This is a genomic window from Streptomyces sp. NPDC003248, from assembly GCF_055563235.1.
The window spans coordinates 1-14,167 of the sequence record NZ_JBVHDT010000003.1 but is presented as its reverse complement, the minus strand read 5'-3'; the positions used below and the strand labels follow the sequence as shown (position 1 = coordinate 14,167).

At 71.1% G+C, this 14,167-nt stretch carries 10 protein-coding genes and 1 pseudogene; 7 read left to right on the top strand and 4 right to left on the bottom strand.

The window, feature by feature from the left end:
- Window positions 1-71 precede the first annotated feature (71 nt).
- Window positions 72-1,490 (top strand): ATP-binding protein, encoded by a 1,419-nt coding sequence (locus tag ACZ3KJ_RS08855; protein ID WP_467525810.1) that lies wholly within the window; start codon window positions 72-74, stop codon window positions 1,488-1,490.
- Window positions 1,491-1,810: 320 nt separating this feature from the next.
- Here ACZ3KJ_RS08855 and ACZ3KJ_RS08850 read toward each other — a convergent pair whose 3' ends face one another.
- A complete protein-coding gene (locus tag ACZ3KJ_RS08850; RefSeq protein ID WP_467525808.1) occupies window positions 1,811-2,353 on the bottom strand; it encodes a hypothetical protein in 543 nt (180 codons plus the stop codon).
- Between the two features lie 127 nt (window positions 2,354-2,480).
- A complete protein-coding gene (locus tag ACZ3KJ_RS08845) occupies window positions 2,481-3,686 on the bottom strand; it encodes a cytochrome P450 (RefSeq protein WP_467525806.1) in 1,206 nt (401 codons plus the stop codon).
- 563 nt (window positions 3,687-4,249) lie between these two features.
- Here ACZ3KJ_RS08845 and ACZ3KJ_RS08840 point away from each other — a divergent pair.
- The 6 genes from ACZ3KJ_RS08840 to ACZ3KJ_RS08815 all read left to right on the top strand — a co-directional run bounded on the left by ACZ3KJ_RS08840 (window position 4,250) and on the right by ACZ3KJ_RS08815 (window position 11,112).
- On the top strand, window positions 4,250-5,362 hold the full coding sequence (locus tag ACZ3KJ_RS08840) for a DUF4190 domain-containing protein (RefSeq protein WP_467525804.1): 1,113 nt from the start codon (window positions 4,250-4,252) through the stop codon (window positions 5,360-5,362).
- A gap of 147 nt (window positions 5,363-5,509) precedes the next feature.
- A complete protein-coding gene (locus ACZ3KJ_RS08835; protein WP_401699166.1) occupies window positions 5,510-6,262 on the top strand; it encodes a GntR family transcriptional regulator in 753 nt (250 codons plus the stop codon).
- Between the two features lie 635 nt (window positions 6,263-6,897).
- On the top strand, window positions 6,898-7,089 hold the full coding sequence (locus tag ACZ3KJ_RS08830) for an SPOR domain-containing protein (RefSeq protein WP_385067357.1): 192 nt from the start codon (window positions 6,898-6,900) through the stop codon (window positions 7,087-7,089).
- Window positions 7,090-7,119: 30 nt separating this feature from the next.
- The gene (locus tag ACZ3KJ_RS08825) at window positions 7,120-7,563 is read left to right on the top strand and encodes a (deoxy)nucleoside triphosphate pyrophosphohydrolase (RefSeq protein ID WP_467525802.1); all 444 of its coding nucleotides are present in this window, start codon (window positions 7,120-7,122) and stop codon (window positions 7,561-7,563) included.
- Between the two features lie 193 nt (window positions 7,564-7,756).
- The gene (locus ACZ3KJ_RS08820) at window positions 7,757-8,191 is read left to right on the top strand and encodes an ATP-binding protein (protein ID WP_467525800.1); all 435 of its coding nucleotides are present in this window, start codon (window positions 7,757-7,759) and stop codon (window positions 8,189-8,191) included.
- A 263-nt stretch (window positions 8,192-8,454) separates the two neighbouring features.
- Complete coding sequence (locus tag ACZ3KJ_RS08815; RefSeq protein WP_467525798.1) at window positions 8,455-11,112, top strand: SpoIIE family protein phosphatase; 2,658 nt, start codon at window positions 8,455-8,457, stop codon at window positions 11,110-11,112.
- Window positions 11,113-11,347: 235 nt separating this feature from the next.
- Here the strand turns inward: ACZ3KJ_RS08815 and ACZ3KJ_RS08810 are convergent, their stop codons facing one another.
- Both ACZ3KJ_RS08810 and ACZ3KJ_RS08805 read right to left on the bottom strand, forming a co-directional pair.
- The gene (locus ACZ3KJ_RS08810) at window positions 11,348-12,208 is read right to left on the bottom strand and encodes an immunity 49 family protein (RefSeq protein WP_467525797.1); all 861 of its coding nucleotides are present in this window, start codon (window positions 12,206-12,208) and stop codon (window positions 11,348-11,350) included.
- Window positions 12,205-14,167 (bottom strand): annotated as a pseudogene (locus ACZ3KJ_RS08805) (hypothetical protein); the annotation flags it as partial. The gene ACZ3KJ_RS08810 and the pseudogene ACZ3KJ_RS08805, both read right to left, overlap by 4 nt.

The window sequence follows — 14,167 nt, the reverse complement described above, 5'->3', positions numbered from 1 at the left end:
CTGGCGAGAGTATCGACTAACATCTATGTTAGTAACCTTGTCGTTAGTGTCATGCGTGGAGGTCGGCAGGCGTGGTGGACTTCGTAGGCCGTCGGCAGGAGCTGGCGACGTTGGAGCGAGAGCTCCAGAAGGTGGCGGCAGGGGCCGGCGGGGAGAGGCCCGGGCGTTGCGTGATGTTGCGTGGGCGGCGCCGGGTGGGCAAGTCGCGACTGGTCGAGCGGTTCGCGGAGCGCTCCGGAGCTCCGTTTTTGTTCTACGCGGCGACCGGTGCGTCTCCTAAGTACGATCTGGCGCGGCTCGCCCGGGACGCCCAGTCATCGACGCTACCGCTGGCGCAGCTCGTGGCTGCCGCACGACCGGAGAGCTGGGACGCCGCGTTCGATGTGCTGGCCGCGGCACTGCCCGCCGACCGGGCGAGTGTACTGGTCATCGACGAGGTGCCGTACCTGATGGATGCCGATGGCGCCTTTGAAGGGATGCTGCAGCGGGCCTGGGACCGGGTGCTGGAGACCAAGCCGGTGCTGCTGGTCCTCATCGGCTCTGATCTGTCGATGATGGAGGCTCTGAACAGCTACGGACGCCCCTTCCATCAGCGTGGCCGGGAGATGGTGCTGGGACCGCTCAACCCCGCCGAGGTGGGGCAGATGCTTGGGCTGGATCCGGCGGATGCCTTCGACGCCGCGCTGGTCACCGGCGGGCTGCCGCTGATCTGTGCGGAGTGGCCGCGCGGTGCAGGGCTGTGGGACTTTCTCGGCGAGGCGCTGAGTGATCCGGTCTCGGCCCTGCTGGTGTCGGCCGAGCGTTCGCTGGCGGCCGAATTTCCCCCGCAGGCTCAGGCCCGTGGCGTGCTGGCAGCTATCGGCGCTGGCGAGCGGACGTTCACCAACATCGCTCGCGCGGCTGGCGGAATCGGGGCCACGCCGCTGCAAAGAGCGCTGGAGTTGCTCACAGACAAGCGGATCGTCGCCGCAGAGTTGCCCGTGTCGCTGCGTCCGTCGAAGGATCGCCGCTACCGGGTGGCGGACCCCTACCTGCGGTTCTGGCTGCACCTGCTCGGCCCGTCGATGGAGGAGATCGAGCGGGGGCGGGGCGATCTGACCTTGGCGCGGATCCGGGAGAATTGGACCAGCTGGCGTGGCCGGGCTGTCGAGCCCCTCGTCCGTGAGGCCCTGGCGCGGATACTGCCCGACGACCGGCTCCCCGCAGCCCCCGCAGTGGGCGGCTACTGGACCCGCACCAACGACGTCGAGATCGACATCGTAGGGGCGGACCGCGCCCCCATTGCCAAGGAGCTGTTTTTCGTCGGCTCCATCAAATGGCTGGAGCGGTCGCCCTTCGACCGGCACGACCTGGCAGTTCTCCATCGACACCGGGCCGCCCTCACCGGCGGACCTGTTCCAGTCGTGGCGGTCTCGCGCGGCGGAGTCGACTGTCCAGGGCTCGATGCCGCATATGGCCCCGGCGAATTGCTGACCGCTTGGCCGCTGTGAGCGGCGGATGGCGGGCGATGCACGGGAGTCGGTGACGGCGATCGGGCCGCAGACGCTGCGGAGAAGTCCCACAGGCCTCGGTCCCTGTCCGGCGCTGTTGTGTAGGTGGGCGATCTTGAGCCTTCTCGTACTCTGTCGCGAATCCCGTGCTGGGATGCGCCGACATTTCCGCAGGTCAAAGTCTTGTGGTCGAGTTTCGCTTCAACGTCTGACACGTCCGGCGAAAGGCCGTCCGACTTGCGAAGGAGCGGGTCGGGCGGCCTTCGCTGTCCGCACGGGGGGCGGGTCCACAGCGCGCTGGATGAGCTCGGTGCGCTTCGCTACGCAGGACCACGCGGGAACAGCAGCTCGTACGGCAGGTGATCGTCGTCCGGTGCGCGCGGCACGTAGTCGGGGGCCGTGCGTGCGGCCACGGCCAGGAGTCGCGCGGCGGCCTCCTCCTCGGAGACGGGGGCAAGTCCGAGGGCGTGCAGGAGGCGGTCGCGCTCGGCGTCGAAGTCCGGGTGGTCGGCCCGAAGGTCCGAGCCGAGCTCGCTGATCGTGAACCCCTTCGCCAGGTCGCGCCAGAAGGGCAGTACGGCGATGAGCGTGATGGCCTCGACGAGGTCGGCGCCGATCAACGTGGCCTGTCCCTCGGAATCGGCGTACAGGACAGGCCGCTCCTCGGCCCCGGCTTCCCCGCAGAGGAAGTACGTGCCGCCGGCGCCGCATCCGGCTACCGCGTGCAGTGGCCTGCCGGAGGGCAGTACGAGAGCCTCGATGGGATCCCGGCGACCTATGTCGAAGTCACCCGTCCAGGCCAGCGCGGCAGCCGGCGACGGGTCCTGCTCGAGGCGTCGGAGCAGAGCGTCTGATGCGGTCATGGGCGGAAGGTAACAGCGCCCTCGGACAGTGCGTCCGGCTGCCGTGCCGCGCGACGCCGAAGCCGGAAGGCGTGTGAGTGGCCGGCGGCCGCGCACGGTCTTCATGCGTGGCCGCCGGCCGCCGCCGTCACCAGGTGACGGGCAGTGCGAGCGGATAGCGCCAGATCGACGTCTTGTTCCAGCGCACTTCCTCGGCCGGCTTCGCCAGTTTCAGGTCGGGGAAGCGCTCCAGCAGGGTTCCGAGCGCGACCTGGAGTTCCGTGGTGGCGAGCGGAGCGCCGAGACAGTGATGTCCACCCCAGCCGAAGGTCATGTGGGACGGACCGGAGCGACGCAGATCCAGCTCGTCGGCCCGTTCGAACTTCCGTCCGTCACGGTTGGCCGTCAGATAGGAGACGTGCACGATGTCCCCTGCCTTGATCTTCACCCCGCTCAGTTCCACGTCCTCCAGGGCGACGCGGGGAATGCCGACGCCCTTGCGGAACGGGATGAAGCGGAGCAGTTCCTCGATGGCCTGCGGGAGCAGAGCGGGATCGGCGCGCAGCATGGCGAGTTCATCGGGGCGGGTGAGCAGGAGGTAGGCGATGTTCCCGATCTGGTAGGTGGTGGTGTCCTGTCCGGTGATGAGCAGGACCATGGCCATGACGGCCAGTTCCTGGTCGTTGAGGATCTCGTCCCCGTCGCGAGCCGTGGCCAGCGCGCTGATCAGGTCGTCGCCCGGGTTCGCGCGCCGGTGCTGCGTCAACGTCTGGAAGTAGGCGCGGAGATCGGCCTTGGCCCGTACGGCGTCGTCCCGGTTGTCGATGCCGGTGTCCATCATGGTCCGTGCGTGGGCGCGCAGTTGGGCCCGATCGGCCTCGGGGATGTCGAGGACCTCGCAGATGGTGGCGAGGGGCAGCGGGTCGGCCAGGTGCTCGGTGAGGTCCGCGGGAGAACCGTGCTCCGCCATCCGGTCGAGCAGTTCGTTCACGACGTGCTGGGTGCGGACCCGCATGCGTTCCATGTGGCGAGGCGCGAATCCTTTGGAGACCAGGCTGCGCAGGCGGCTGCTGGCCGGCGGGTCCATGACGTTGATCGCCTCGTCCTGGACGATGGGTTCAGGGGTCATGCGCGGGAAGTTCCGGCCGATGACGGCGCGGCGGCTGAAACGCCGGTCCGTGGTGACCGTGCGCACGTCGTCGTAGCCGGTGACGAGCCACGCTTCCCCCTCGCCGTGGGGCAGCCGGATACGGGAGACGGGCTCTTCGGTCATCAGGTGCCGGAGCACGGGATCGAACTCGAGGGCTTCGGCATAGTCGAACGGACAGGTTCGCGGAGGGGCGACTGGTTCCATGCGTGGCTCCCGATCGGATCTGACAGGCGGTCCCGAGTGTCCGGAGTGTCCGGCGCGACATGGGTCCCCGATCGCCCGCGAAGGCACGCACCACTGCGGCCGTTCGGCCCAAGAACTGCTCCTCGGCGGTGACGCGTCCGCCCGCCGACTCCCCGTCGCCGAGCAGCCCCTGAGGGGGCGCCATCTACGGCCTCCCGGGAGGCGGCCGGGGTGCGCGCCCCGGGCGGGGGGTCCGTCGGCTCGCCGCCCGGATCGTCGCGTTCGCGCCCCCCGTACCGCCCCCACGCGCGCGGTGCTTACCATGCGCCCAGTCGTCGTACGTCAGTTCGTCAGTCAGGAGCCCGTCGCTCGTGTCCATACCCCCGCCCTCCGGGCCCCAGCCGCCCCAGGACCCGTACCGGCCTCCGCAGCCGCAGGACCCGTACGCTCCCCACCCCCAGGGGCCGGCTCAGGGAGCCCCCCAGGGGCCGTCCGCGGGGGCGCCGCAGGGAGCACCGCCCTCGCCGCCCCAGGGGCCGTTCCCCGGGCCGTTCCAGGGGCCGCCGCACGGAATGCCGCACGGGATGCCGCAGAGCCCCTACGGGGGGCCGCAGTACCCGGTCTGGGGGCAGGGATACCTGCCCTTCAACCGGCCCGCGCCGGTCAACGGGGTCGCCATCGCCGCGCTCGTGCTCGGCGTGCTGTGCTTCCTGCCCGCCGTGGGGCTGGTCCTCGGCGTCGTCGCGCTGGTGCAGATCCGCCGGCGCGGCGAGCGCGGCAAGGGGATGGCGATCGGCGGTGCGGTGCTGTCCTCCCTCGGGCTCGCCCTGTGGGTGACGATGCTGGCCACCGGGGGCGCCTCCGCCGTCTGGGAGGGCTTCAAGGAGGGCGCGAGCGGCAGCAGCAGCCTCTCGCTCGCCAAGGGCGAGTGCTTCGACGTGCCCGGCGACACCTTCCGCGAGGACGTCTACGACGTCGACAAGGTGTCCTGCTCCGGTGAGCACGACGGAGAGGTCTTCGGCACGGTCACCCTCACCGGGAGCGGATACCCGGGCGACGACTACGTCACGGACACGGCCGAGGACAAGTGCTGGACGCTCCAGGACGGCTACACCATGGACCCCTGGCTGCTGACCGAGGAGGTGGACATGTACTACCTCACGCCCACCCAGGAGAGCTGGGACTGGGGCGACCGCGAGATCACCTGCGTCTTCGCCAACACCGACGAGCGGGGCACCCTCACCGGCTCGCTGCGCGCCGACCGGACGACCCTCGACGCCGACCAGCTGTTCTTCCTCGAGGCGATGGCCGCCGTCGACGAGGTGCTCTACGAGGAGCCGGAGGACTACGCCGAGGACGACCTCGAGGTGAACCGGACCTGGTCGGGCGAGGCCGGCGACGCGACCGGCGAGCAGGCCGAGGCGCTGGGCGGGCACACCTGGTCCGCCGAGGCGCAGCAGCCCGTCGCCGACCTGGTGAAGGACATGCGGGACGCCGCCGAGGAGTGGGCGAAGGCGGCGGACGCCACCGACGTGGACACCTTCTACGAGCACTACGACAACGCCTACGCCTACGTGGACGGCGACACCACCGTCACCGCGCGCGAGGCTCTGGGGCTGGCCACCACCCCGCCGAGCTACGGGGAGGACTACGAGGACGGAAGCGGCTCCGGGGACGAGGGCGGGCTCGATGTGTGATCACGTCCATAGCGGGGAGAAAGTGCCTGCGTAAAGCCTCTCCCGGCGATAAGTCATCACATCGAGTGATTCTCTGGCCTTTACTTGCACGGCCCAACCCACGGTTGCCAGTCTGTTGCTGTCTGTACAACCTGATGGGAGCGGCCAGTGACATTCGGTGAGCAGCCGGCGTATCTGCGGGTCGCGGGGGATCTCCGCAAGAAGATCGTCGACGGCTCGCTGCCACCGCACACCCGCCTCCCGTCCCAGGCCAGGATCCGCGAGGAGTACGGCGTCTCCGACACCGTCGCCCTGGAGGCGCGCAAGGTGCTGATGGCCGAGGGACTGGTCGAGGGCCGCTCCGGGTCGGGGACGTACGTGCGGGAGCGGCCGGTGCCGCGCCGGATCGCCCGCTCCGGCTACCGGCCGTCCGGCGGCGCGACGCCGTTCCGGCAGGAGCAGGCCGATGCCCGCGCGCGCGGGACCTGGGAGTCCAGCAGCGAGCAGGCCGAGGCGAGCCGGGCCGTCGCCGAGCGGCTCGCGATCCAGCCCGGTGACCGCGTGATGTGCACCAGGTACGTCTTCCGGGAGGGGGGCGAGGCGATGATGCTCTCCACCTCCTGGGAGCCCCTCGCCGTCACCGGCCGCTCCCCGGTCATGCTGCCCGAGGAGGGGCCCCTGGGCGGCATGGGCGTCGTCGAGCGGATGCGCGCCATCGACGTCGTCGTCGACAACGTCACCGAGGAGGTCGGCGCCCGTCCCGGCCTCGCCGAGGAACTGCTCACCCTGGGCGGTGTCCCGGGCCATGTCGTCCTCGTCGTCCACCGCACGTACTACGCGTCGGGCCGCCCGGTGGAGACGGCGGACGTGGTGATCCCGGCCGACCGCTATCGGGTCGCCTACCACCTGCCGGTGAAATAGCCGGCCGCCGGTGAGAAGCGGTCGTCGGTGAAGTGGCAGCCGGCCGCCGGTGAGAAGCGGTCGTCGATTAAGTGGCAGCCGGCCGTCGATTAAGTGGCAGCCGTCCGTCGGTGACGTGGCAGTCGGCCGTCGGTGAAGTGGCCGTCCGTCGGTGACGTGGTCGCCCGTCGGCCGCCGGTGGGTGAGGGCGGGCCGTCCGTCCGCGGCCTCGCCGGGCCGCCCAATGGTTGGGGTCCCGGCTCGCCGGTGGGGCGCGGGCGGTCGTGGGTGAGGCGGCGCGTCCGGTGAGACAGCGCACACCCCTTTGGCAGATGCCCCCGGAAACCGCCTTCCGCGAGACGGCCCGTGCGCCCGTCGGAATCCGGTCGAATCCCGTCGTTCCCGCAGGTGGCCCGCCCGATGCCCGGTGTGCCGCCGACCGGAGGCGTCATGCCGCGCGCCCGGCGCATCTGGACTCGTGCGCCCCCTCCGCGGTGGCTGGTTGCGTACCTGTTGGTGAAAAGCCGTATTCGCTGCGTAAAGGTTAGGCGTACGCTCGGGCATATGCGGATTGCGGTTTCCTTGCAAGGCCGGGCGCGAGGCGCGCTCGGGACGGGACCGGGATGGGCCGGGGAGGGAAGGGGGCGCGGGGCGTGATGAACGACAGCACCATCTCTCTGCCCTGGCTCGTCATACGGCAGGACGACAACGGCAATCGCTACCGTGTGGGGCGGTACGCGACGCGCGCCGAGGCCCAGAAGATCGCGGACAGCCTCGACGTCCGCGGGCACAAGCAGCTCTACTGGGTCGAACGCATCGGCCAGAACGGGGACGCCTCCCGCAACTGACCGCCCCGGCGGTCCCGTAGGCTCCGGCGCATGACGGATCGCACCGTGGTGGTCGGCGCCGCCCTGCTCGACGGCGACCGCCTGCTCGCCGCGCGCCGCAGCGCACCCCCCGAGCTGGCCGGGCGCTGGGAGTTGCCCGGCGGCAAGGTCGAGCCCGGCGAGCGGTCGCAGGAGGCGCTCGTCCGAGAACTGCGCGAGGAACTCGGCGTGGCCGCCGAAGCCGTCGAGCGCGTGCCGGGGGAGTGGCCGCTGAAGCCCCCCTACGTCCTCCACGTCTGGACCGCCCGTCTGCGCCCCGGCTCCCCGGCCCCCGCCCCCCTGGAGGACCACGACGCCCTGCGCTGGCTCACCCCGGACGAGATCTGGGACGTGGACTGGCTCGACCAGGACGTGCCCGCCGTACGGGAGGCGATCCGGCGGCTCGGGCCGACGGCGCCCCGCCCCCGCCCTCGCCCCAGCGCGCCGCGTCACTGAGGGAACCTCGCCCCGCAGCCCCCCGGCTGTCCCGCCGCCCGCGGCAGCCGCCCCCCCCCCGCTTCGTACGCCGTCGGCGTCGCCGTCGCCGTCGCCGTACGCCGTCGGTGCCACCGTGCGCCACCAGTGCCCCCGGCCGCGGTACCGGACGCCCCATATCGGGTATGTGCCAATTAACCCAGTTGCAACGGATATGGGACGCACCCTGCTGGCCCGGGAAGTGATCGGCGTGATCGACACCGAAGGCGACTGCGCCGAGTGGACGTTCCCCGCGGACCCCGGAGCGGTGCGCACCGCCCGTGGCGCGGTGCGGGGGCAGTTGCGCCACTGGGGGCTGGACAGCGTCGGCGACCTCGCGGCCCTGCTGGTCAGCGAACTGGTGACGAACGCGCTGCGGCACGCCACCGGCCCCATCGGCGTCCGGCTGGTCCGCCCCGTCGGTCTGGACGGCGTGCTGCGGGCGGAGGTCTCCGACCCGCTGCCGGACCCGCCGCGCGAGCGGGTCGCCCGGCCCGACGACGAGGGCGGGCGCGGACTGCAACTGGTGGCATCCTCCGCACGCTCCTGGGGCACCCGGCCCGGAGACACCGGCAAGACGGTGTGGTTCGAACTGGTGGTGCCCGGCTGAGTCCGGCCGGGAAGCCGGGGGCGGACGGGACGGGGTGTGCGTACGCCGGCACGCCCGCCCGGCGACCCGTCCCGGAAGGTGGGGTTCGGCGGCGTGTTCGCTGGTTAGAAGACTGGAAGTGTTGTCACGGAACGGTTCTGAATACGTCTGGACCGTGCTGTGATCGTGAACACCGTGCCGTGCGGCGCCGTAGTGCTGGATACTGCGGGCAGCCGCCCCCGGTGACCGGTGCCGGGCGCGGTGAGCTGGAGGGGACGGTTCGCGTGAGCGAGATACCAGCGAAGGCCACGGAGTCGGAGGACCCGTCGGACGGCGCGAGGGCTGAGGGCGCGGGTGCGCTCGCAGCGAATACGGGACACGTCCCGGCTGTCGGCGGTGGCGCCCGCGGCGACGGCGAGGTGCCGGCCGGGGACGCCCTGTGGCAGAGCAGCCCGCCCGGCTCGATCTACGACTACATCAGGGTCGCCTCCTTCTCCATCGGCCCCGACGGGCTGGTCGACCAGTGGAGCCTGCGCGCCGAACGAATCTTCGGCATCCCGGCCGAACGGGCCGTCGGCATGGACCCGATCGACGCGTTCGTCGACCCGGACCTGCGCGAACGCGGCCAGCGCAAGATGGCCGAGATACTCGACGGGCGGGAGTGGACCGGCGTGGTCCCGTTCCGGATGCCCGGCATGGCGAACGGCAAGCCCGGCGAGGACGGCCTCGCCGAGGTGTACGTCATGCCGACGCGCACCCGGGAAGGCGAGAAGGCCGCCGTGTGCATCGTCGTCGACGTCCGCACCCTGCGCAGCATCGAGACCGACCTGGCCGCCTCGCAGGCGATTTTCGGTCAATCTCCTTTCGGGTTCCTGCTGATCGACCCCGAGCTGCGGGTCCGCCGCGCCAACCATCGGTTCGCCTCCCTCTTCGGCGGCAGCCCCGACGACCACCGCGGCAAGGGCGTGTACGACTACCTGCCCCGCCCCGAGGCCGAGCGGGTCACCGCCATCCTGCGCCGCGTCCTGAAGACCGGCGACTCCATCACGGACATGCACGTCACGGGATTCGTCCCCGGCTCCGACGAACGCCGGCACTGGTCGATCAACCTCTACCGCGTGAGGAGCGGCTCCGGCCGCCCGATCGGCATCGCCTGGCTCGGCACCGACATCACCGCCCGCCGCGCCGCCGCCCGCGAGGCCGCCGCCGCCCGGCGCAATCTCGCCCTGCTGAACGAGGCGGGCGCCCGCATAGGGAACTCCCTCGACCTGGAGACGACCGCCCGCGAACTCCTCGACGTCGTCGTCCCCGGCTTCTGCGACCTGGCCACCGTCGACCTCTACCAGGGCCTCCTGACCGGCGACGAGACCCCGCCCGGGCTCGCCGACGGCAGCGCCGAACTGCGCCGCGTCGCCTTCGCGTCCGCCGTCTCCGACGCGCCCTTCGCCGGCACCGGCGCACCCGTCGCGGTCGGCGCGGTGCACCACTACCCGTTCAACTCGCCCTGCGCGGACGCGCTGCGCACCGCCCGCCCGCAGAGCATCCCCGGCGAGGACGGCGGCCTCGTGCAGTCCACGCTCGCCATTCCGATGGTCGCCCACGACACCGTCGTAGGCCTCGCGCAGTTCTCCCGGACCAAGGGCAGCGAGCCGTTCGGGGACCGGGACCGGGACCTGGCGGTGGAGCTGGCCGCCCGGGCCGCCGTCTGCATCGACAACGCCCGCCTCTACCGCCGCGAGCACGAACGGGCGTTGATACTGCAACGGTCCCTGCTGCCGCCCGGCGACCCGGTCGCCTCCGGTCTGGACATCGCCTGCCGCTACCTGCCCGGCAACGTCTCCACCGGCCGCCCCAGCGAGGTCGGCGGCGACTGGTTCGACGTCATCGAACTCCCCGGTCACCGCACGGCGCTGGTGGTCGGCGACGTGATGGGCCGGGGCCTGCGCGCCGCGGTCGCCATGGGCGAACTGCGCACGGCCGTCCGCACCCTGGCCCTGCTCGACCTCGAACCCGCCGAGGTCCTCTCCGCGCTGGACGAGATCGCGCGCGGGCTCGGCACCCCCGGCGGCGTCCAGCAGGCCACCCGCGCCGCCCGCCGCCCCCGCGAGGCCGACCTGTCCGAGGTGTACCTCGCGACCTGCGTCTACGCCGTCTACGACTCCGTCACCCGGCGATGTACGTTCGCCAACGCCGGCCATCTGCCGCCGGTGCTGGTCGAGCCGGGCGAGCCGGCCCTGATGCTCGACGTGCCGCCGGGCATGCCGCTCGGCGTGGGCGGGGAGCCCTTCGAGGAGGTCGAGGTCGAGCTCCCCGAGGGCGCGCTGCTGGCGCTCTACACGGACGGCCTGGTCGAGTCCCGCGACCACCCCCTGGACGAGGGCCTCCAGGCCTTCGTAGGGGCGCTGACGGACCCGTCACGCCCCCTGGAGGACGTCTGCGACCACGTCCTCAACACCCTCGACACGCACCACGGCGAGGACGACATCGCGTTGCTGATGGCACGTGTCCAGGGACTGCCCACCGAGTCGGTCGGCGACTGGACCCTGCCGCGCGAGCCGCGCAGTGTCGGCCGGGCCCGCGAGTACGCGCGCGGCCAGCTCCTCAGCTGGGACCTGGAACCCCTCGTCGACACCACCGAGCTGCTCGTCAGCGAGCTGGTGACCAACGCGCTGCGGTACGGCGAGGGCGAGATCCGGCTGCGCCTGCTGCTGGACCGCACCCTGGTCTGCGAGGTCTGGGACGCGGGCCTGGTCCAGCCGCGCCGCCGCCGGGCCCGCGACACGGACGAGGGCGGCCGCGGCCTGCAACTCGTCGGCCTGCTCTCGGCGGCCTGGGGCTCACGCCGCACCCCGCACGGCAAGACGGTGTGGTTCGAACTCCCCCTGCCCGACGGCGAGACGACCCTGACGGATCCGGCGGAGGCGCTGCTGAGCCTGTTCTAGACGGCATGGGCGGCGGCGCGGCACGGGTGCCGGAGACGGCACGGCCGCGCCCCGCCGCTCCCACCGCTCCATCCTTGCGGTCGAAGCGGTGGAACAGCGTTCGCCGTTCTCGCGGAGCGGGTCCATGAGGACGCGGCACAGGGCCGGGCTGTGATCCGGTCCCGTTCCCGTCAGACGACCACCAGGTGGAAGGCGGAGAGCCAGGAGCCCGACGGCTGTCCGGCCGTTCCGGGAATCACGTGGCGAACTCGCCCAACCATCCTCGTTGCACAAGGTGCTTGGGGAGGTAGTCGGATTCGACCTCGATCGGGATCCCGCCGTCGTAGGCGAGGCAGGTGATGGCAAGAGGGCCGAGAGCGACAGCACCCGACGGATCCTCCGAGCGGTCCTCGTCGGCCGTCCAGTACGCCTTGTGGAGTTCGAGGGATTCGGCCAGAGCCTGGTTGAATCCCTCCTCGTCCTTGCGCACGAAGCGGTAGAAGAGGTTGATGGGCGGATAGAGAATGTTCTGCACCAGGTCACGAGGAGCGATCGTCACCATGTCGGGGTGCGAGGTCTGCAGCGTGGCCGTCAGTTTCTCCACCAGTTCCGGACGCCGCAGCCAGTATGCCTGCAGGGTTTCCACCCAGTGGTAGACGTACTCGTCGTACGACCCGTCGGGCGAGCGCAGCCGATCGAGGGGAGTCTCACACAGCTGAGTCATCCGCTTCTGGTCGCGACAGACGATGGCCAGCCAGAAGGCGGTGAGCCAGTTGCCCGCGTCGGCGTACGGGCGCGGACCGATGGCCGGGAGCGTACGCATCTCGCGAGCGATACGGCACTGCACCGTACCTTCGGTGGCACCCGTCACGGCGAACAGCGCGGATCCCAGCTGCATCGCGGTGACGACTGCTTCCCAGGTCTCCAGTTTCGCGGCGCCGGGGTCCGGAGCGCAGCGGGCCTGAAGGTGCAGGAGCGCGGTGCCGAAGGTGAAGTCGATCGATCCGGGCGACCGTTCGAGCCTCTCCAGACTCTCCGCCAGGTCCTCGCCGAGCCCCTCCGCATAGGCTTCGTCGTCGGGGCCTGGCGCACCGTGCCGGGGGATGGTGATCGTCACGGAGTGGTCCTCTCAGAGATGTCGAACTCCCTCATGTGGTAGCCAGCGTACGTGCCGGCGTTCTTCTCTCCCTTGACGACTATGTAGTCCAGCTTCCCTTCGTCCAGGGCCTTCATCAGGTTTGCTGCGAGTTTACGCTCGGAAGGGATTTTCTTTCCGCGCTTCTGCATTTCTCGGATGATGTCCTCGAAATACTCCCTGGTCCCCTGGGAAACGCGCTTTCCGTTGGGCAGATTGCGGGCGCCCAGCTCCGTTTTGACGCTGCTCTTGGCTTCGATGACGACGTAGCCGCCGTCTTTGCGTTTCCACACCTGGTCGAACTGGTCGTTGCCGTTCTTGGGGCCGTGCAGCGTCTCTCGGGTAGCCCCCGCGTAGTGCTCCGGGATGACGTGGTGCTCGGCGATGAGCTCGCCGTAGGCCTCCGACTCGTCCCGCATGTCGCGGTGCGCGGCCTTGTACTCATTGGTGCGTTCGAGCTGGGTCAGTTCCGTCTCGGGTGTGGGGGCCTGCTTGTGCGCCTCCACGGCTTCGGCCTTGTGGCGGCCGGCGGCCTGGTCGTATCCGATGGCCTGATGCCGCTTGGCCGCCGCCTCGTCCAACGTCTTGAGCGCCTCGTCGCTCGCGTGATTCCGCCCGCGCTTGAGCGTGTCGTCGACGTAGTTCGGCGGCAGCGGCTCCGGCGCGTCCTTGGCCGAGACCCATGGGTGCTGGGGCGACTCCCGGGTCAGTTGGGGAGGAGTCGTCCCGCTCTCGTCGAGAAACTCGAGATTCTTGCGATTTCCATTGGACTTGTAGAAGTCGTCGAAGTAACCGGGCTCATGGTTGGCGCGGTAGACCTGGATCTCCTGGATCTGCTCCGGTGTGAGGGAGCCCTCGGGCCCGTACGGGTTGTCACCGTCCCGCATGAAGCTGGGACGGGCGGCTTCCGCGTCCCGAGCCGGCGCATCGCCCGCCGGCGTGTGCGCGGCGCCGTCCCCGGCTTCGGCGGCTTCGTCGCCGAGGCCCGGGTGGTCGAGGGCGTCGTCGCCGAGACCGCCGAGGTCGTCCAGACCGTTGATGGGTGTTTCGGGGACACGGCTGGGAAGCGGGTCGGTTCCGCCGCTTCCCGGCAGGTCCCGGCCGGGAGTGGTGACGTCGTCCGCGTGACCGCCGCCGGGCAGGCCGTCTCCCGCCCGGGGGCCGGGGACCGTGCTGCCGGTGTGGGTGTCCACGCTGTTGGTCGGCAGGTTGTCCCCGGCCGAACCGGCGGGCAGGTGGTCGGGCGCCGAACCGCCGGGGAGGTGCTCGGCGGTGCCGCCGGGGAGGTGGCTGCCCGCGCCGCTGCCGGGCAGGTCGCCGCCCGCGTGGACGGCCGGGAGGTCGCCGCCCGCGTGGACCACCGGTGTCGTGCCCACGTCCTCCCCGACCCGGCCGACGTCCCCGAGGTCGTCGAGGCTGTTGCCGAGGTTGATGTGCTGGGCGGCGTTGTCGGCGGTGTTCGGGGCCGCGCCGACCAGGGCCGGTTCCTTCACCGGGGAGTCCACCCGGGGCAGGTCCGCGCCCGCCGGCGGGCTGCCGAGGTCGGGCTGGTCGACGATGTCGCCGGGACCGTCCGCGGCCTGCTGCAGGACGTTGCCCCGCTCGTCGAGGAGGTTGCCCTCCGGGTCCCAGTAGCGGTCCGGAGTGCCCGGCTCGGTGGGCAGCTTCGTGCTGCCCTCCGGCAGCACCGGCGCGTCGTCGGGCAGCTTCACACTGCCGTCCGGGAGCTTCGCCGCCCCCTCCGGGATCGCCGCGCCCTCCGGCAGCCGGACCGTCCCGTCCGGAAGCTTGACCGTGCCCTCGGGGAGCGTGATGGCGTTGTCCGGCAGCTTCGGGATCTCGATGTTCCCGACGCCCTTCAGCGCCTTCGTGATGTCGCCGATCTTCGACAGGCCCGCACCCGCGCCCTTGGCGATGTACGTCATCGGGTCGATGACCTTG